The sequence below is a fragment of the Vibrio sp. SCSIO 43133 genome (assembly GCF_023716845.1).
GTDB classification, from domain to species: domain Bacteria; phylum Pseudomonadota; class Gammaproteobacteria; order Enterobacterales; family Vibrionaceae; genus Vibrio; species Vibrio mediterranei.
In genome coordinates this window covers 1643700-1663300 of sequence record NZ_CP068025.1, presented here as the reverse complement: position 1 = coordinate 1663300, position 19601 = coordinate 1643700, and the positions used below count along the sequence as shown (strand labels likewise).

Annotated in this window: 19 protein-coding genes and 1 pseudogene; 10 read left to right on the top strand and 10 right to left on the bottom strand. The window is 43.9% G+C overall.

Going from position 1 to position 19601, the window contains the following annotated elements; genetic code table 11:
- Nucleotides 1-443 precede the first annotated feature (443 nt).
- Complete coding sequence (locus tag JKJ11_RS24305; protein WP_006070154.1) at nt 444-1820, top strand: sensor histidine kinase; 1377 nt, start codon at nt 444-446, stop codon at nt 1818-1820.
- Nucleotides 1820-2452: a response regulator gene (locus JKJ11_RS24300; protein WP_006070155.1), complete on the top strand. Its 633-nt coding sequence runs from the start codon at nt 1820-1822 to the stop codon at nt 2450-2452. Before JKJ11_RS24305 ends, JKJ11_RS24300 begins: the two co-directional genes overlap by 1 nt.
- 191 nt (nt 2453-2643) lie before the next feature.
- On the opposite strand, the gene JKJ11_RS24295 is transcribed toward JKJ11_RS24300, so the two are convergent.
- From JKJ11_RS24295 to JKJ11_RS24285, 6 genes are all read right to left on the bottom strand, one after another.
- Nucleotides 2644-2937 carry a DUF1090 domain-containing protein gene (locus tag JKJ11_RS24295; protein ID WP_252039459.1) on the bottom strand — a complete coding sequence of 98 codons (294 nt, stop codon included), beginning with the start codon at nt 2935-2937 and terminating at the stop codon, nt 2644-2646.
- Between the two features lie 211 nt (nt 2938-3148).
- On the bottom strand, nt 3149-3514 hold the full coding sequence (locus tag JKJ11_RS26225) for an efflux RND transporter permease subunit (protein WP_503061069.1): 366 nt from the start codon (nt 3512-3514) through the stop codon (nt 3149-3151).
- Nucleotides 3515-3733: 219 nt separating this feature from the next.
- Nucleotides 3734-4561, bottom strand: coding sequence for an efflux RND transporter permease subunit (locus tag JKJ11_RS26220; protein ID WP_503061068.1), 828 nt, complete (start codon nt 4559-4561; stop codon nt 3734-3736).
- Nucleotides 4562-4578: 17 nt separating this feature from the next.
- Entirely contained in the window at nt 4579-5916 is a 1338-nt protein-coding gene (locus JKJ11_RS26215) for an efflux RND transporter permease subunit (RefSeq protein WP_503061067.1), read from the bottom strand.
- Nucleotides 5831-6103 carry an efflux RND transporter permease subunit gene (locus JKJ11_RS26210; RefSeq protein WP_503061271.1) on the bottom strand — a complete coding sequence of 91 codons (273 nt, stop codon included), beginning with the start codon at nt 6101-6103 and terminating at the stop codon, nt 5831-5833. The genes JKJ11_RS26215 and JKJ11_RS26210 overlap by 86 nt, the downstream gene beginning before the upstream one ends.
- Nucleotides 6104-6257: 154 nt before the next feature.
- A complete protein-coding gene (locus JKJ11_RS24285) occupies nt 6258-6977 on the bottom strand; it encodes an efflux RND transporter periplasmic adaptor subunit (RefSeq protein ID WP_252039458.1) in 720 nt (239 codons plus the stop codon).
- Nucleotides 6978-7127: 150 nt separating this feature from the next.
- Between JKJ11_RS24285 and JKJ11_RS24280 the strand changes: the two are divergent.
- The 3 genes and pseudogenes from JKJ11_RS24280 (at nt 7128) to JKJ11_RS24270 (ending at nt 9081) form a co-directional block, all read left to right on the top strand.
- A pseudogene (locus JKJ11_RS24280) lies at nt 7128-7818 on the top strand (response regulator transcription factor).
- The gene (locus JKJ11_RS24275; protein WP_252039457.1) at nt 7815-8072 is read left to right on the top strand and encodes a hypothetical protein; all 258 of its coding nucleotides are present in this window, start codon (nt 7815-7817) and stop codon (nt 8070-8072) included. The pseudogene JKJ11_RS24280 and the gene JKJ11_RS24275 overlap by 4 nt, the downstream one beginning before the upstream one ends.
- Nucleotides 8073-8079: 7 nt before the next feature.
- Nucleotides 8080-9081 (top strand): sensor histidine kinase, encoded by a 1002-nt coding sequence (locus tag JKJ11_RS24270; protein WP_252039456.1) that lies wholly within the window; start codon nt 8080-8082, stop codon nt 9079-9081.
- A gap of 57 nt (nt 9082-9138) precedes the next feature.
- On the opposite strand, the gene JKJ11_RS24265 is transcribed toward JKJ11_RS24270, so the two are convergent.
- Nucleotides 9139-10074, bottom strand: a complete 936-nt coding sequence (locus JKJ11_RS24265) for a LysR family transcriptional regulator (protein ID WP_038230823.1) — start codon at nt 10072-10074, stop codon at nt 9139-9141.
- Between the two features lie 120 nt (nt 10075-10194).
- On the opposite strand from JKJ11_RS24265, the gene JKJ11_RS24260 reads away from it, so the two are divergent.
- The 3 genes from JKJ11_RS24260 (at nt 10195) to JKJ11_RS24250 (ending at nt 12373) form a co-directional block, all read left to right on the top strand.
- Nucleotides 10195-10863, top strand: coding sequence for an SDR family oxidoreductase (locus JKJ11_RS24260; protein WP_031494637.1), 669 nt, complete (start codon nt 10195-10197; stop codon nt 10861-10863).
- A 37-nt stretch (nt 10864-10900) separates the two neighbouring features.
- A complete protein-coding gene (gene grxB / locus JKJ11_RS24255) occupies nt 10901-11545 on the top strand; it encodes a glutaredoxin 2 (RefSeq protein WP_252039455.1) in 645 nt (214 codons plus the stop codon).
- A 63-nt stretch (nt 11546-11608) separates the two neighbouring features.
- A complete protein-coding gene (locus tag JKJ11_RS24250) occupies nt 11609-12373 on the top strand; it encodes a DoxX family protein (RefSeq protein ID WP_006070164.1) in 765 nt (254 codons plus the stop codon).
- 47 nt (nt 12374-12420) lie between these two features.
- On the opposite strand, the gene JKJ11_RS24245 is transcribed toward JKJ11_RS24250, so the two are convergent.
- From JKJ11_RS24245 to JKJ11_RS24235, 3 genes are all read right to left on the bottom strand, one after another.
- Nucleotides 12421-13584, bottom strand: a complete 1164-nt coding sequence (locus tag JKJ11_RS24245) for a BamA/TamA family outer membrane protein (RefSeq protein ID WP_252039454.1) — start codon at nt 13582-13584, stop codon at nt 12421-12423.
- Between the two features lie 239 nt (nt 13585-13823).
- On the bottom strand, nt 13824-15404 hold the full coding sequence (locus JKJ11_RS24240) for a BCCT family transporter (protein ID WP_062461926.1): 1581 nt from the start codon (nt 15402-15404) through the stop codon (nt 13824-13826).
- Between the two features lie 303 nt (nt 15405-15707).
- Nucleotides 15708-16313: a class I SAM-dependent DNA methyltransferase gene (locus JKJ11_RS24235; protein ID WP_252039453.1), complete on the bottom strand. Its 606-nt coding sequence runs from the start codon at nt 16311-16313 to the stop codon at nt 15708-15710.
- A 160-nt stretch (nt 16314-16473) separates the two neighbouring features.
- Here JKJ11_RS24235 and JKJ11_RS24230 point away from each other — a divergent pair, with 160 nt between their 5' ends.
- Together JKJ11_RS24230 and JKJ11_RS24225 are read left to right on the top strand one after the other, a co-directional pair.
- Nucleotides 16474-17100, top strand: a complete 627-nt coding sequence (locus JKJ11_RS24230; RefSeq protein WP_252039452.1) for a hypothetical protein — start codon at nt 16474-16476, stop codon at nt 17098-17100.
- Nucleotides 17078-19468, top strand: a complete 2391-nt coding sequence (locus JKJ11_RS24225; RefSeq protein WP_252039451.1) for a hypothetical protein — start codon at nt 17078-17080, stop codon at nt 19466-19468. The genes JKJ11_RS24230 and JKJ11_RS24225 overlap by 23 nt, the downstream gene beginning before the upstream one ends.
- Nucleotides 19469-19601: the final 133 nt, after the last annotated feature.

Sequence of the window (19601 nt, the reverse complement as noted above, 5' to 3'; positions counted from 1 at the left end):
CTTACAGACTAACTTATTCACAAGGATGTGAACTCTTTAGTTATTTACATTTAACCTTTACTATTTTTTGATAAATACACTTATCAACTTAGATTATATTTTCTTAATTATATTTCACTCCTTGATCGTTTATTCTTCCCCACCCAACAGAATAGACTTTCAAGGAGTGATTTTTTTATTTCTAGTCCTTATAAATTTTCCTTCTACCACCACGCTTCGTTAATGTAACGCTTTGTCACTCAAGTTAACTACATTAGTAACAACCTAGCGACAAATCACTCAACAATCCCACCTCCAACCCTTATATATCATTGACTTAATATGTTTTTATACATTCTTACATTTGTTCATTTTCAAAAATAGAAAGTAAGATATCAGTGATAGAGATCACATAGAGAAGTGCTATAACACTAATACTGATTATCTTGTAAACAATATTACTCATGGATACTCTCTTTGTATTTAAGATTTATCTCATTTACGGACTAGCATTTATAACGCTATTTTTCGCGATATTACTGCGCGATATGTCCAGCAGTGAAATAAAAATTGCTAAAGTTCTTCCTTACTTAGGCATTTCTGGATTGGTGCTTGGCTTCCATGAGTGGAGCGAATTGTATCTTGCTATTTACCAACAAGAGTTCGTCATTACGAAACCGATGGAAGTACTACTTCTATTAAAGTTTGTTATTGCCTATCTTCCTTTAAACCTATTCGCATGGAAGATGACCGAACTTCTAGATGCCACTATTGCTAAAACCGTTCGCCGTGTCTGGTTAGGCCTAGCGACTCTCTTACTCGCGGTTTCCTTCTATCAGTTTTCTACTCAAGATTTTTACGCCTTTACCATTAGCGCTACTCGCAACGCACGACTCCTTTTTAGCTTGATCGCTAGCTGTGTTGCAGGGGTTGGTCTTGCGTTGTATTCAAAACAGTTAGAAGAACAAGATGTTCCCAACCATCTGTACTTCTTGCTATCTGGCATTGCCTTTTTCATATACGGCCTCGGCAGCGCCCTTGTTTTTGCTCAGTATGGAGCTTGGGTCTTGGTCTTCCGCTGTGTTGGTGCTGTCATGCTATTGGCAACACTGTGGCAAGCATTGAAGATGTTTGATCTCGAAAGAAAACAACAAATAGAAGAGGCACTATCACTGTCTCTACAAAATCAGAAGTTAAAAGAGCTTGGAGAACTATCTTCAGCCATCGCCCATGAAATAAAAACACCTATTAGCAGTGCTCTTATGAGTTGTGATTTGTTAGAGCAGAATCGCGAGAACCAAGAAATCGCAGACCGTCAAATCGTCCGTATACGTCGAGGACTTGAGAGAGCGGCTTGCATAAGCCAAGAAGTACTACGTTACTCACATCAGCATAGTATTGAGCGGGAGCGAGTGCATGTTGAGAGCATAGTGAATGCCGCTCTCGATATGCTTCGCTACCGTCTTGCTCAATATGACCTGACGTTAGATATCGACCCTAAACTCTATGTCAGAGGCGATAAAGCCTTGCTTGAAGAAGTCGTTATCAACCTTGTATCCAATGCTCTTGATGCCAGCGCCAATCAACGCAAGCTAGCCATCAGAGTTCAAAAAGATCATGACAAAGTGTCATTGAAAGTACGCGACTGGGGTACAGGAATGTCCCCTAAAACCTTAGAGAAGGCGACACAACCTTTCTTTACCACTAAACCAAAAGGCAAAGGTACCGGTATGGGCCTTGCCCTCGTTAAACAAATTGCCACACAACATAACGGCTCTATTACATTCTCGAATGTTTGCCCGGGGCTACTTGTTGAGTTCAAACTACCAGGAGTTAAATAATGAAACTGCAACTACTTTTAGCTGAAGATGATACGGACTTAAGAGAAGTATTGGAGGAAGCATTATCACTTGAAGGCTTTGAAGTCACCGCCGTCGATAATGCCGAAGATGCTCTTGATCTCGCGAAAGAAAAGACGTTTGACCTAGCCCTATTCGATGTGGTGATGGGTGGAATCACTGGCATTGATGCGCTGACAACACTACGCCGATTCCAGCCCAATATTGGTGTAATTGTCACTACCGCATTTGCTACGGTAGACCTTGCGGTTGACGCCATGAAAAAAGGCGCTGATGAGTTTCTGACTAAACCATTTAACCTATCCGCACTCTCCGTCACACTCAAACGTGTTCATGCAGAGCGCTCTCCTAAGGACGTGCAAAATGCCGAGTCTCGTGACCAAGTCTTCAGCGCACTATCGAATCCAATACGCCGTACCGTAGTGAGACAACTAAAAGTGCATCACAAAATTAAATTTATGGACCTATGCCGTATTGTCGGTATCGAGGATCATACGAAATTCAACTTCCACCTAAGACAACTTGTAAACTGTGGGCTGGTAACTAAGGACAACGGCAAGGTATACACTTTAACTACTCTGGGCCAGCAGGTTTATACCAGCATGCTTCAATAAGTTCGACAAACAGTCATCAGTTATTGGTAGGCACTTCTATCGCGAGAGTGCCTACTCGATCTTACAGGAGCCATTTGTGTGCTTTCGAATAAAGAATAATCACTCAGATAACTCTGAAATTGCCTCCTGTAATTCCTCTTCAGCATCCGCCAGTTTGCGCTCCTTTTTTTTGATTTTTTTTCTGATCACCCTTAGCTTTTGCTTGCTCCAGATCTTGAGCTCTTTCCGCTACCTTTTTCTTCTTGCTCTCCCACTTTCTGCATTCGTTCCTCATAGAGCTTTTCATCAGTGCAGTAATTTTGAACATTCTCTATGGCTAATTCGAGGCTTTGGATCTCATGAGTGTTGTTATACTTTTTAGCATATTCCAGCTTGGTTTTGAGTCGCTGCTCTTTGGCCGCACACCCCGTCAACGCTTCTTGGGCAAACACACTGCCACTAACGGATACGGTAAGTGCTAGCAAGGTTAAGGTCATTTTTCTCATAGTGTACCTAAATAGATTACGTCTCTTAGACTTTGGCTAAAGAAACTAGTGGCATAAAAAAACAAACACCACCTAGCTTAACATTAAGATACTATACGTAAAGATTAATTATCTGGATTGGCGTAAATTGGAGTCATACGCCCAAAATGACACATGAGTGCATACACATGACGTACTTTTCTATCAATCGCATACTGCTTTTAAACACACTCTAGGTATTCATCGGTTCACGTTCACGGACAAAGCACAAACTATACAAAACTGGAACAACCAATAAGACAATCGGTAGCGAGAACAATAAACCATAGCCTAGTGTTAACGACATCGGCCCCATATAAACGTCAGTGCCACCTATACCGTAAGCGAGTGGTAATAAGCCCACTACTGTTGTCAGGGAGGTTAATAATATTGGGCGCAGTCGACTTACGGATGCCTCTATAACCGCATCAACACCACAATTTCCATCAGCTCTTAGTTCGTTGATTCGATTAATGAGAACCAAAGCGTTATTCACAACGACTCCAGCCATTCCGAGCACTCCTATCAACGCGAATAAAGACAACGCTTGAAAGTGCACAACCCAATGCCATCAACGATGCAACAACAGCAAATGGAATCAACTGCCATTACTAAGAGTGGTTGAAGTAGCGAATTAAACATGATCGCGAGAACAAAATAGATCGCCACCATAGCGGAAGGAAAAGCAACAATAAATCCACTCATGGTTTCATTAGTTTTTTTCCGGCATTCACCGCCAATATCAACAGTTACTGTAGCAGCGTATTTACCCTGTAGTTCAGTAAGTTAACTCGTTCGACAGCGCTACTGAACTTAGGGCATCATCCGTTATCTGTGCTGTTACTGTCACTTCTCGCTGTCCATTGTAATGTTTGATCAGTCTAGGGGACTCAATTTGCTCTACTCTTGCCAAACGACTCAACGGGACTTGTTTTCCATCTGAGGTATAGATCTTTGTTGTCGCTAACTTTTCTAGAGAGCGGTAGTCTTCATTTAAAATCATACGGATATCGACTTCTCGGGTGCTTAACCAAGTGGAAGTGATTTTCTCGCCATCAAAGGCAATACGTAGTGTATTGGCAAGGTCCGCTACCGTGAGTCCATATTTGGCTAGCCATGTGTGCTGTGGCACTATTTTTAATTGAGGATCTTTTAAGGCTTCACTGTTAGTAACATTCGCAAGACCAGAGTGCTCGGCTAACCATTTAGATACCAACTCGACCGCTTGTTGACGATCATGCTCTAATCCTCCCAAGACACGTACTTCGATAGGCTCTCCTGGAGGCGGTCCTCCTGCATCAATGGAAAACTTAACAAACACCTGGTCACTGTAACTGGCAACCTTACGATTCAGTTCAGCGACGATCTCATCTGCTGTGCGCTTTCGTTGGCTATAGTCACTCAAGTTGATTCGACCTGTACTCACCGGCGATTGATAAGTCATTTCAAAACTGTCGAGTTCGTCTACGGGTAGTGACTTTATTGCCTGCTCGATTCTCGCATGCATTACGCGAACATTTTCTAACGAGGTTCCCGGCTTTACCTCGGTATGTACCTCTACATATTTTGCAGCTTGTGAAGGAAAGATATCTAATTTAAGAGTCATCACTAGACTCGTCCCTGCTAATGCAACAACGAATCGCCGCGGTAATAACAGACTTTTTTGTAGCGAAGACAATTGGTCAACATCCGCTGATACCAGACAGCTACCTTAGTGAATTTGCCTGAAGTAGCACGCTTTGATTCTAACGATCCAGAAAGGTGTGCAGGTAAGGTAAAGGTACATTCACCAAGAGAAAACAACAGTGCGGTAATAACCGTAATTGGGATAACGACAATCACTTTCCCCATAATGCCAGGAATAAACATCATCGGAATGAATACCAAGGCCGTGGTCGTCAAGCTGGCCAAAATAGGCTTAATGACCGCTTTAGTTCCCTCAATTGCAGCTTCAACTCCCTGTTTCCCCGCCTCTTTTTGTTGATAAATGCTTTCGGCAACAATCACTGAATCATCAACAATGATTCCTATAACTAACAACAATGCCGCCAAGGTAATACTATCGAGATTCAGCCCAAGCATCGGCAATACGATCATGACACCCAATATGCAAAATGGAATTGAAATAGAAACCCAAAAAGCAACTTGTCTTTTGAGTACTATGCTCAAAACTAGTAATACTAAGAGAAGACCAATAGCACCGTTGGTCGACACGATAGTAAAGCGATTGCTCATGTCATCAGCGAGGTTCATTCCATATTGGAAAGCGAACTGCCCCTGGTACGTAGTTTGTTCTTGCTCTAGCAACGCTTTGATACTGGCGACCGTTTTAGTGATATCCGCATTGCCGCTGTTAGAGATATCGAACAACACAGCATCATGACCATTGATCACTCCTTGTTGCGTCGCTTTCGCAAAGGTATCAATCAATTGCGCAACATCGGAAACTTTCACTATAGTGCCGCTAGGGAGCGCCTTAATAACGATATTTCCAATTTCCTGCGCCGATTGCACTTGAGTCATCGTGATCAGCTTTTGCTCGCTGTTTTTAGCGCGTACCATTCCGCCCGATTGTGACAAGTTCGACTGAACAATTGCATTACTTATCTCTGCAAACGTTAATTGATAACGACTCGCCTTTGTAGGATCAATCTCTACCCAAAACTCTCGCTCGCTATAACCAGAGAGTGTGACGGTTTGAACACCTGATAGTGCGCTTATCGCACGTTCTAAGTGGTACGCATACTCTTGTAACTCTCCATTCCCTTGCGTCTCGCCAACAGCACTGATGCCGAACGATAGAACAGAAAATGAAGATGTTTGCTTTTGAGTCACTAGTGGCGGATTAGTGATATCTTTCGGTAAACCACTCACCCTATCGACGGCTTGTTGAATATCGCGCATAACTTGTGTGGAATCGACATCTGGAAGAAACTCCAGTTCTATTGCAGAAAAAGCCATCCACAGATTGAGAGGAAAAAAAGTTAATACCTTTTACCGTGCGTAACTCTTTCTCCAATGGATTAGTAACATTGACTTCAACATCGGAAGCCGTTGCTCCTGGGTAATGGGTCGTCACCTCAGCGGATTCGAAGGCAACATCGGGGTATTCTTGCAGTTTAAGAGTGTATAGTGAAATCACTCCCATCATTAATACCATAATCGTAATGATTCGGGCGAGAAACGGGCGCCGAGCAAAATAGGAGATTAAAGAAAACATGGTCAAAATCGCCTCTTATTTCACGGAAGTTGTGATTTGCGAAACATCGGTCGTGGCATACATCGACATACCTGGCATCAGCTTAAAATCGGCATTTTTTTATATCAACTTCAATCGGATAAGCCATGTGCTGAACATCCATTTCCACTCCTATACGAGCAATGGATGACACCACTTTTTGCTCTGGACTTGTCTCTGCCCAAAGTTCTATCGACTGCCCCACCGATAGCAAAGACATATCATGCTCACTTGCTAACAGACGTACCGTCAACGTATCAATATTCACAAGTCGATAAAGCAAATCACCTTGGTTTACCCAAGCACCAACTTGTGTATCACGGCTCACCACAAAGCCTTCAATATCGGCTCGGATACTTGTCTCTTCGAAGTTTTTCTGAGCAATATCAAGTTCAATTTGTGCCAGCTTAACTAATGCTTTGGCATTGAGGTAATCAGCTTTGGCGATATCAAGTTCATTGACAGATAAGTTGTTGTTTTTAATAAGTTCTTGATAGCGTTCGTATACGGAACGTTTGAGTTTGAGCTCCGCTTGTGCTAGTTCCAGATTGGCCGTAGTGCGTGCTAGTTCAAACTGAAAGTCTTGCTTTTTGATTTCAGCTATAACCGTGTACTGCTGAACCTTATCACCGACCTCTACGTCCATGGTTTCAATTACGCCATTGACTTCAGCAACCACATTTACCGATGACAAACTGACAGTTTGCCCAATTAGTTCTATGGCTTGAGCCCAAGGCGCCACCAGACTTAAAGCCAAACAAACTAATGATTTTGGTGTTTTCATATCACGCACTCCCTTAGTAAATAAGAGCAGTGTGCAGGAGTGGATGTCGAGTTTTTGTCAAAGCAGTTTTACAACTTAGCAATCGCGTTTCGACAAAAAATCGACACAAGTTTGCTATCATCAATTCACGCTATTGAATTGGAAACATGTATGAGTGTGTTATCTGGCAGCCAGATCTTAGTCGTAGAGGACAATGAAGAACTACAAGGCATATTGGCGGACTTTCTTGACGTCAAACAAGCGGAAGCGGACTTTGCAAGCAATGGTGAGTTAGGCCTATCGCTTGCGTTATCTCATACGTTCGATGCCATTATTCTAGATGTAATGATGCCAAAAAAAGATGGAATGCAGGTGGCACGAGAAACTGCGCCTTAAAGGCTGCACGACACCTATTCTCATGCTGACAGCACTAAATGGACAATCTGACTTATTGACCGGTTTCGATTCTGGAGTTGACGACTTCCTCACTAAGCCGTTCCAGTTTCCTGAACTCGAAGCCAGACTTACCGCACTAATTAAGCGCTATCGTGGTCAAGTTGCCAAAAGCACACTGAGATTTGGCGATATTGTTATTGATGAAAAAAGCCATCAAGTGACACGACAAGGCGAAAATATAGAGTTAAGCCCAGCGACCTATCAAATCCTACTCGCCCTAGTAAAAGCTCAAGGTGAAGTGGTATCAAGAGAGTCATTAATTCAAACCCTTTGGGGGGAAAATGTGCCCGATAAAGACGTATTACGAAGTCATATCTATTTACTGAGAAATGTCTTAGATAAGCCGTTCGACGTTCCATGCCTAATGACGGTACCTAAATTTGGCTTCAAACTGGTAATTCAATGATGAAAAGGTCAAAGTCACAACCTAGTTATTACTCCATAAAACAAGTCAAAGCTCGCTTGTTACGAACCTTCTCTCTTATCGCTTTGGTCACTTCTTTTCTGGTCTTCTTTGCCTTTTCGCTTCACTTGGCTCTGGAGGAAGACGACCAGATCGAACATCACCTAGTATCATTTGAAGAAATTGCTCAATCCTACTATCAACTTCGTCAAGTAAATCAGGCTCAGCTCAGTAAAAGCGTTACCGCGTATTTTTGATGCTAATATGCTACCGAAAAGAATCGCACAACAGGGGCCTTTCCCATCAGGAAAAGTAACGAAATACAATACCTTCCTCGAAGATGGCTTTTTGGTCTATCACACCAAGTTTAAGTTTAACGAGCAAATTATCCCGCTTTACCTCACCATTGATTCGAGAGCGATGGACTTTGGAGATGACTCTTGGGACACATTGATGATCATTTCAATGCTACTGATGGTCTTTCTGATTTTTGTCTTGCGGTTATCACTTAAAAGGGTCTTCGACACATTAATGTCGCCAATCTCATCCCTCAGCCACCAACTCGCAAGTAACCAAGACGGAGCATTCTCTATCACAGAGCATTCAATTTTAGAGCTGCAAACACTCACCGAGCATCTTAATAGTTACACGCAAATGAAAGAGCGTGTCGCAAAACAAGAGCTTATGTTTGCCAAGTATGCGAGCCACGAGTTGAAAACGCCCATTGCCGTTGTATTGGGTGCCGCCAACTTACAGGCAATGAAACAAGATGAGGCTTTTCAAACCAAGCAACGTGAACGCATACTCAAAGCGGCAAACGGTATGCAACAGACCGTGGAACTGCTACTAAACATCGTTAAACAAGAAAATGCGAGTCCCGATAGCTTATCGACCAAAGTCAATGAACAAGATTTGGAGCTAGCAAAATACTATTCAAGTGCTTCAAAAGACACAAAAGTAACGGTGCAGATCGAAGAAGGGACAGCGGTTAACCTACCATTGATAGCCGTGAGAATGATAGTCGGAAATTTGCTAGACAATGCCATACGTTTTACAGCCAAAGGGGAGATTTCCGTCCGTATCTCATCTCAGGAAATTTGCATTACTGATAACGGCTGTGGACTGAACAATAGTAACGATATTGAGCATGGGCTGGGGCTGCTGATTGTTCATCGGATCGCAGAAAGCTATGGCTGGCAATTTACACTTTCGAACAATACTAACAGTAATGGATGCTGCGCGAGACTCATACGGATTGATAGCTAGACGCAAACGATAGGAACCAAGTCGTTCCTATCGTTACACGATCATCACCCGTAATCCTCAGTTATCGCTAGATTGCTTGACTAGATCTGGGAACTGTTCGAACAAAAAGTCTAAGAACAATCGAATGCGTTTGGGTTGGTATTTTTTACTCAAATAGACCACATTCAAATCCGCACTTGATACCGTTGTCGAAGCATTGAAGTTTTTCATATAGCCGTTAAGCACTGTTACCAAACGACGATGGTTAATGTCTGCCTGAACATCCAATAGTGACTTGAGAGCAATACCCGCTCCCTCTAACGCCCATCGACGAATCACTTCACCATCATCTGAAAAACGTTTGGGCGTTACCGTAATGGATTTTCGTTGGTCATTTTCTCGAAAGTGCCACGTCTTTAACTCTTCGTTATGACGCAACATCACTAAACAATCATGCCCAACCAAATCTTGAGGGGTAATAGGAGTCCCCCGCTTTGCTAGGTACTCTGGCGAGGCACACAACACACGGCGACTGGACGCTAATCTGCGAGAGATGAGGTTACTATCCGCCATTTCCCCATAGCGAATGACAATATCCATACCCGATTCGTTAACGTTCGACAGGTGGTCATTGAGGTAGAGATAAGGAATGACGTCAGGATAGCGTTCTGAAAACTCATTCAGAATGGGCACTATGTATTGTTTGCCAATGTCTTTTGGCGCAGACACTCTCAGCGCGCCTTTTACCTCTTTAACGCCACTTTGGATAATATTTTCCACTTCATTGACGTTATCCAATATATCCAAGCAAGCTTTGTAGTAGAGTTCTCCTGAGTCAGTTAACGATACGTGGCGAGTACTTCGATTAAGCAGTTTTACGCCATAACGCTCCTCCAAAGCCTGAAGCCTAGCCGTCATTGAGGCTGGCGACAATCCAAGGTCTCTGCCCGCAGCCGCTAACCCTTGGTGCTTAACAATGCTCGCGAACATCTCCATATCTGAAAACTTATCCATAGGCGCTCCATTATTTAACCAATCCGAATAATGATTTCGTATTTTACCCAATTATAAAACTAAGTCGAATAAATATAATGGGCGTTATCAAATGAAGTCATCGAATTGGGAGAAACAATAATGAACCGCGAAAAAACAACTTACGTCATTCTAGGTGGCACCTCAGGTATTGGAGAAGCTATCGCTCAGCTCGTTAATCACGAAGAGAATATCGTCCATGTTGCTAGTCGCTCAACTGGTCTAGATATCAGCAACGAGAAAGAGATGCACTGCTACTTCGAATCCATCGGTGCTTTCGACCACCTTATTGTCACTGCAGGATCAGCGGCGCCTGCAGGCAAAGTAACCGATGTAGCCATTGACGATGCTAAAGGAGCATTTGACGTCAAATTCTGGGGCTCCATCAACGCTGCAAAACAAGCTGCTCGCTTTATCAAGCCAAACGGCACCATTACGTTTACGACGGGCATGTTATCTCGAAAAGTCGTTCCTAACACTTATGCAAAAACCGCAATGAATGCCGCACTAGAAGCGGTGACAAAGATCTTGGCTAGAGAACTAGCGCCAATTCGCGTCAATGCCGTCAGCCCTGGCTTAACAAAAACCACCGCATACAAAGGAATGGATCAAACAACCCGCGATACCATGTACGAAAATGCCAAGAACAATCTACCTGTTGGCAAAGTTGGTGAAGCGCAAGATGTCGCAAAAGCGTATTTGTTTGCTATCGAAAACACCTATATGACTGGCGCCATTATTGATGTCGATGGCGGCGCGTTAATCAACTAAGTCAAAACCAAGACTACTCTTATTACAGGTATTCATCATGAAGCTTTATATCTATGACCATTGCCCGTTCAGTGCACGTGTTCGCTACGTGGCGGGAATGCTCAACTTATCACTGGATATTGTCACACTAGATTATGACGACGACACAACTACAAAAAACATCATCGGCAGTAAGCAAGTTCCTGTGTTTGTCACAGGTAGCGGAAAAGCCATGGCGGAGAGTCTCGATATCATCGGTTATCTGCTCGGCTTAGCAGATTCGGCAGAAAACAGTACGCCATCTCAAGACGTGATGAGATGGCAGAAGGATGCCTTCTTACCACTGCAGAAAATTGGATATCCACGTTGGAGCGCCTTGCCACTCAAAGAGTTCTCCACCGCCAGTGCAAAAAAAGCATGGCGTACTAAAAAAGAAACCTATGAGCTTAATTTCAACAGCTTGTTAGAAGACACATCGCAGATCGCCTCACAAGCAGAGGTGCTGATCACTCAGGCGAATGAACTTCTCCAACTAGGTACCGGAAGTCGCAGGAAATTGGTGGACGAGGCTATTGTATTTTCCATTTTAAGAGGCTTTTTCAGTGCACCTGAAGTGCGCTGGGAGCCAAGTGTTGCCGATTGGATGGTCACTCAAAGTCAAAGTACTCAGGTGAAGTTACTCAACAACGAACAATACCAATAACTCCGAAATTCAATATTTGTGGCCTTTGCCAGTCACGACGAAGGCTACGTAAGGTGTACGATTATGGAAAGCAAAAACTACGCAAATATTATCGTTTTCACAGGATTACTCGCCGCAGCAAGTGCCATCATTAACGCCGATCTTTACGATGGTACCTGGTCTGAAGTCGCTACCATTGCCGCCGCAATAATGATTCCCGTAACTGCCTACTTCAATAGGAAGAATGTCGCACTGTCTTTTCTTTTACCACTATTTTTTACCACCATTGTCGTTAGAAATGCTGATCAACATGATTGGTCAATGATTGGTTGGATAGCGGCAATATCTTATCTGCCGTTGCTCGCACAGTGTGTTGTAGTCATGCGACGTACCTTTATCAAAGAAGGTCCGACAGAAACAGCATTAAGTATGCTGCGTATATTCATCGGTATGAACTGGTTAACGCACTGTACAGAAAAACTGTTTGTTTCTTCCCACGACGCTGGCTTGGTTAACTTTTTTGCCAACGGATTTGGTAACTTAGTGGTTGGACACCCATTAACGGATTCAACCGCCAATATTCTGATTGTGCTTGGCGGCCTAGTTGAACTGGCTACTGCTATTTCATTGGGACTAGGGGTACTTTCTCGGTTTGGAGCGTTCATGTCAGCAGGATATCTGATTGTTGCCCAGATAGTGGGTGGACACTTTGCCGTTGGTTATACGTGGATTTTACCGGGTGGAGGATGGGAATTGGCGTTCTATTACTTTATGGTCACCATACCATTTATGCTTCCAAACGTAGGTGGCTCTGTCGCTTTGGAACGGATGAAGTTCGCTCGCTCTTAATCAAGTAAAACAAGGGGGACTTATCATGTCCCCTTGTTCGATAACTACTAAAAACCAGTGCCTACTTGAAAATAAATGGCGTTATCCGATTCACTGGTAGCCACATCGATCCCTGCACGCAAGCCATAGCGACGGGCTATAAGGTAACGAAAACCGACACCATAGCTATAATGGTTATTGGTTGTAAAAATCGAGTCGCCATCATCAACGGCGGTACCTAACCCACCAAAAACAGAAGCTGACCAACGCATAGTCATTTGCCAAGTTAATTGAGTCTCTAACGAGGCTGTTGTATCACCTTGGTATCGCTCTCTAGCAATGCCGCGCATATTGATGTCAGGGTAAACAGGTGTTGGTAAGTAACGCTCACTGGTACTTAGCGTGTTGTATTGCCCTTTAAAACCAAGGTTCCACGCTTCTCTAATTGGAAAATAGTGTATCCCTTTAAATGTGAACGTATCAAAATCGTAGTCACTACCAAGACTCTTTCTAAACAAGCGATATTCACCACTGTAATCCCCACCAGCAGAGGGGTATAAGAAGCTATTTCGTGTGTCATGTTCAACCAATAACCCCAGCATTGAAAATGTAGAATCTAATGAAGGATGGAACTCTCGCCGATGACGATCCTGCTGACGTTCGATGGAATTTAATGATAACGTAGATTGAACAAAAGCTTGTGAGATCCCTAATAACAATGGCGTGTCAGCGACTCTAAATTGCAATTTCTGTAGCTCTCCATACCCTTTCATATTCAGCTCAAACTTACTGACGTGTTCACCGCTACCATAGAAATCCATATTCACGTCACCATAAAATGCACCACCAAGATAGCGGATACTGTCACGCTTCCATGAGTGCCGATGACCCACAAATCCAGCCCAAGTACCATTATCTGTCCCAAAAGCACCACCTACAGTGATAGCTGGCGTTAGCAATTGAGCACCACCATTTACCGATGTCATCGACAACTTTCTACGCTTTTCTTTCTGCGCCTCCGATTCATGCAAGAATACTCCCATCACACCACCGCCATACCCAACGGCAGGTTCGGTCACGAGTATTGGTACAGGCAAAAAACCATAAGCATTTTCAGCTAGGTATTCGCCCATATCAAACTGATGATCAACTGGATCGGTAAAACTAGTAGCAACGGTTTGACTTGAAGCGATTGAAACCGTCAAAACAATAATAGAGAGGGAAGCTCTCACGGTAAGATCCTCGTTACTGGCAACATTAGGGAAAACAACTCATGTGTAAACGTTGGCGTATAGTAACGAGGACGAAGATAAGATTTATCACTAAACAATAAGAGTGGAATAAAACTGAAATAGTGTATGACAATCAATCGCTTTATTTTTATTTTATCTAATCAGGCGGGCACTTACAGACCAGTCTGAACGAAAAACAGGTGCTCTCAGAGCACCTATTTTTCATTAATTAAGCAATTTTACGAATAAAGTGCTTGTTCCGTCCTCAAACCTTTTATTAGGCTAAAACACATCAATAGCAGAACAAAAGTAAACGGCAGAGCCGTTGCCACTACGCCAGACTGCAATGCTTGAAGCGCCTCTTTACCGCCAATCCACAACATTACTGCTGCAATAGCCCCTTCAATACACGCCCAAAATATCCTCTGGGGTACTGGCGCATCAATCTTGCCGCCAGCAGTGATGCTATCGATAACCAACGAGCCAGAATCCGAAGACGTTATAAAGAAAATCAAAATAAGAACAATGGAGATCACGGACAAAATAGAGCCAAATGGTAAAGCATCGTATACGTGAAATAGCGTTAGTGAAATGTCGGTTAAACCATTCGCCCCCAACTCACCTACATGATTTGCCACTTGATCTATAGCGATCCCGCCAAATACTGACATCCATATTAACGTCACTGCAGTTGGAATAAAGATAACCGCTAACAAGAACTCTCGTACCGTACGTCCTTTCGAGACTCGAGCAATGAACATCCCAACGAATGGAGACCAAGAAATCCACCACGCCCAATAGAATACCGTCCAACCATGCATCCAGACAGTGTCTTCACGGCCATGAGGACTACTGAGCGCAATGATATTTTCTACGTAACCAAGCGTTGTATTCCAGATTGACGGCAGAGCGACATCCAGACTCACAGCCGTGACAAAAATCAGCAATAAGAAGGCCACAACCATATTGATGTTACTAAGAACCTTTACTCCACCATCAATACCACGCACCACTGACATAACCGCGATTAAGGTAACAAACGCAATCACCGCCAGTTGCATACCAATGCCACCGTCTAGACCAAATACATAGTTGATGCCACTTGTCGCTTGTTGAGCACCTAAACCCAGTGATGTCGCTAGACCAAACAAAGTCGCCAACACCGCCATGATATCAATCACGTGGCCTAGCCAACCCCAAGCTCGGTCACCGAATACTGGATAGAATGCTGAGCGAATAGATAGAGGCAACCCCTTGTTGTAGGTGAAAAACGCGAGTGATAACGCCACAATAGCGTAAATACCCCAACCATGGATGCCCCAGTGAAACAGCGTTGCCCCCATAGCAAGTGATTTAGCTGCTTCCGTATTGGGCTCTACATTGAGTGGTGTTCCCCACCAGTCAGTAAAATAAGCCGTTGGCTCCGCCACTCCCCAAAATAGTAAGCCGATACCCATACCAGCCGCAAACAGCATCGCCAACCATGAAATGGTTGAATGGTCAGTTGTTGCATTTTTACCACCGATACGAATTTTCCCAAGAGGAGAAATCAATAACGCGACGGCAAAGAATAGGAAAAAATTGGTTGCCCACATGAAGAAGACATCAAAGTCATTAATGATGCCATTTTTAAGACCATTGAGAGCGTTGAGTGCGGTTGCTGGCTCGACGATAAGAAGGGAAATTAGGCTGAGAATAACAAGCGCTGCGCTTGTTCCGAATACGGGGTTGTGTATATCGAAACCCCACTTTTGAATGTTGTCCTGACCTACTTGATAGTCAGTGGTTTCGATACTGTACTTCTTTAATGCATTGTCCATAAATACTACTACTACGTGTCCAAATTGCTTTCCTCGAAAAGGAAAAAACTAGAAACCGCCCTCCATTTAATTAGAACTCTAACAATTTATTTCGTACAAAATGCTATCACACGCACAAAAATGATTCAAATAGCTCAATTTTTCATAGTAAAAATTAGAAAACACTTAAAATCAGCCATAAAAAGCAATGAACTCTAATCATTAGAATACAAACCAATTGACATTGGACGTGCTTTATCCCACCGATCTGCATTAGTGAGACCAGCGAATAACAGCATTAGCGTATGCCAGAAGTAACGAGGGCTATTTGGTCAGCTTTTCAGCAATAAGGTAGGTATGAAGCTCTGGGTGTTGGTCGAACTCCAAATGACGAATTGTGCAGCCAAGTTTAATGAAAAGCTCTAAAAAGCCATTAGTCCCAAGAGACGAGTAATACACTTCTGGCCCCATGAAATCATCGGTATGCTGCCCTGCTTCTTGTGTGCCTCCAAAAGAAAAAACAAACACACCGCCCGGATTTAGACTACCAATAATCTTCGTTATAACAGTGACTTGCTGTTCTAGAGGAATATGCCAAATACTGTCCCATGCAGTGATAAAATCATAGTTACTTGGTAGATCAGCGATACAGATGTCTTGATGATAAAAGGGAACATCTGGATGACGTTCGCGAGCAAGCTGAATCATTTTACTCGAGATATCCATCCCCTCAGGTTGAAACCCTACTTGTTGCAACAGATTGATAAATCGTCCGGTACACCCACAACCGATATCGAGCGCCTTACCTCTAGACGAAATAAACTCAATCGCTCGTTTATGAGCTTCGATGCCATTATCGAGATTAAACTCTTCACTCAACCACAGGTGAGTAATCTGATCGTAAGCTTTCCCTATTTGTTCTGGCGTCATCTTGTTCCCAACTTGTCTATTTCCCTGAGTACTATTGCTATCTCACTATAAAACATATTGATGTTTAACGCTTTCTTTAGAGTGACCGCCAACGAATTTTACAGAAATACCTTTAAGCCCATCCTAGACTCTTAATGACAAAATCCGAGGGAGAGTGAACATGCAGCAATTCTTGCGCCTAACATCCATCACGCACAGTTTTAAGGTGGGATTATCTCGGCGACTGATTTGGCGAGTGCTGTTCATCGCTATACTCAGTGCCGCGATTAACGCTGCTCAGTTCTATTTCTTTTACTCTCAAACGCTCGATGTGCTCGCTGAACAGCTCTCGTTTCAGTTGCTTCCCGAAGAGTTTGCAGCGGTAGCTAACTCCATGCCTTCAATGTACCAAGCCATGAGTAATTGGCTGATTTTATTACTGTTACTTCAATTAGCACTGGCAACGTGGGCGGGATGCTGGCTCAGCTACCGTCTTTATGGTCCAGTAGAGCGGATTCGACAAGCTCTGGTCGACATCTCCTTAGGTAAGCTAACGACAAAAGTGAAGACTCGGAGCGGTGATGAACTCAGCGACATTGCAGAAAATGTCAGTGACAGTGCCGCTCGCCTACAAGTGATCGTATTAAGCATGAAGCAAAGCCTTGATGGTCTAGATAGCAGCGCGATGACTCCAGAACAAACTGCTCACATCGAAATGGTTCGCAGTAATCTAGACTACTTTGAGACCATTGATGTTGGCCCATCCAATGAAGCCGAGCCGTCTAATGACTTTAACTCGGAACGCTAACTTGGCGTCATGGCAACCGTGGTTACTTACATTATTGCTTACCTTATTACTCACCATGGGTAGTAGCCAAGCCATGAACGCTTCCCAAGCAATCGTCGGTCAAGGAATTCAACTGGTTCAAGTTGGACAAGTCACACAAGCCAAGTCAAAGTTGAACCAGTTGCCACAGCCTTATTCAGGAGAAGCACTATTCTTGGCAGCGCGTATTGCAGAAGCAGAAAACAACTGGACAACAGCGATGACCTTGTATCGCGAATATTTAGCCAGTAACCCTTTTAGCGTGCACCAATTAGAAGCAAGGGCGGCATTTGCACTATTGCGAGCCTATCAAAATGATCCGTTACTTGGCGACTTCTTCACTCTAGTTAAGCTACGCGACCTAAATCATATTCAGCAACTTCAAAACACTAGCGCCAGGCTATATGCCACACATCCGCAAGCGCCGTTGGCGATTCGCGGACAGCTTCTGACCGCATACAGTTTGTTAGAGCTAGCTCAACAACCCCAAACAGCACTGCAACTTTACCTTTCCATTGCAGAAGATACTCAGAATGCCGATGCAGATTGGTACATTCAGGCATTGTTTGGGGCGGCTTTCGCAGCCATTCGCGCCAACCGTTTACCGCTAGCCCAACGAGCTATCAATGACATACAGGGTAAATTGAACTCTAGTTGGGGCAGCCGCAACAGCCTGTTAGCGAGAAGTTGGCAACAGCGCATCAACGCCATGACCTTCATGTTGCCTCTCGCACAACAAACGACAGTATCAACAACGCCATTTTTATGGGGAGTCGGCGCAAGGTTGCTGTTAGATAACCCTGTAGGTAGTGGTAACAACTTCGCGCCAATCTGGCACACGCTTACCAATAATGATTTACGGGTAAACAGCGTCAGTTTGTGGATCACTCAGGACAGCGATTGGAACTGGCTGCGCACAGATTTACTTCGCGGCGCTCATTTGCATGGTTATATTCCTATGATTAATTACTGGTTTTTTGGTGACAAAATCAGCCCTGACTACGTCACTGCCAATCGTCAACGTTATCTTGAACAGATCAAAAACCAGCTGATTCCGTTGTTGCGAGACCTTCCTCAAGCCTATCTGATTTTGGAGCCTGAGTTTAATAAACAGGGTATTGAATCTTGGGACGAGTGGGATCCATTAATGCTGGAGGTGATCCAACTAATACGAAAAGGGGCACCGCAAGTTAAAGTAGGATTGGGGCTGGGTGATTGGGATAAACCCGGTGGCACACCGAGTTACGCAAGCGCTGAGCAAGCCATTGAAGCAAGTGATTTTGTGGCAAGTATGCTAATGCTCTCTAGTTATACTGAGCGCGCTCACGCCGCGCCAGATTGGTCCGCTTGGGTTCGAGCTTTACGACTAGGCGATAGGTTAAAAAAACGCTTCAACAAGCCGTGGATGCTGGCGTACTTATCAATCGCATCTCAACCAGCATGGGAGCAGCAGCAAGCGGTGGAGATTGAAAAGCTGGCATTTTATCTGCCGATGCTTCGTAGTCTTGGTCTGTTTGCCCTTAATTGGTTCTCTCTTACTGATGAACCCGAGCAGCAAGGTTGGTTTGCCGAAGCAGAGCAAAGCTTTGGCCTTCTTAAAGCCAGCTACCAACCTAAGCCCGCATTGGCTGACTATCAACAACTCATCAACGAGCATCGTAATGAAAAAACGCCTCAAGTTAAGCAGTTTCACGCCAAACTAATGGCAAATCGTCAGCTCGAAATCAAAGCTCAGTTAGCACACTGGACTCGCTGGGAAGTCGTTATTCAACAAGACACCAACACATGGCTTGAAAAAGGCGTTGGTGATGCCTTTACTATTCATTGGAATGGACAAATGCTGCCAACTTGGGCTGAAAATGGCGAGGTGTCTGTAACGCTGGTCCTCAATGGTACTATTCACAACTCACTGGTAACGAACTGGAACGTCCCTCTTAACTTCCACCAGCAAGCCTTCAATGAACAGGTTTCACTCAACAGATGGCAAACTTGGCAGCAAGCACCGGAACAGAGCATTGCACTTGAGCAGCTAAGTTCGGGTATTCCTGCAGCCATTGAGCTTGTTCTAAAGCGGCTTACTTCCCCTCAACTCGAGGCGCTGCATATCGGGCTCATAGACCAAATTGGCTTCCAACAAACCGTCTCCGCCTCTTCTTACGCCTATCAAATCGGTGATAGCATCGCCATTTATGTCCCATTGCAACAACTCAATCGACAATGGGTCAAATACGTCGACGGTAAACCAATATGGCGAGATAAACCCAGCGGCGTCATTTCTGTCGTATTACAAAATAGTAGCGCTGAGAATGTCGCGTTTGAAGTGAGTAGATTGAATAGCTTTGTTGATTAGCGTAGGTATCGGGGTAATACTCTGCTAGAATCGCCCGCCACAAAGCCACCTTGTATAAACATTTCTAGTTACTACCTCAGGGCGGACGACTAGGTTGTATCACTGTACCGCACACTTGATTAATAGGCATAAC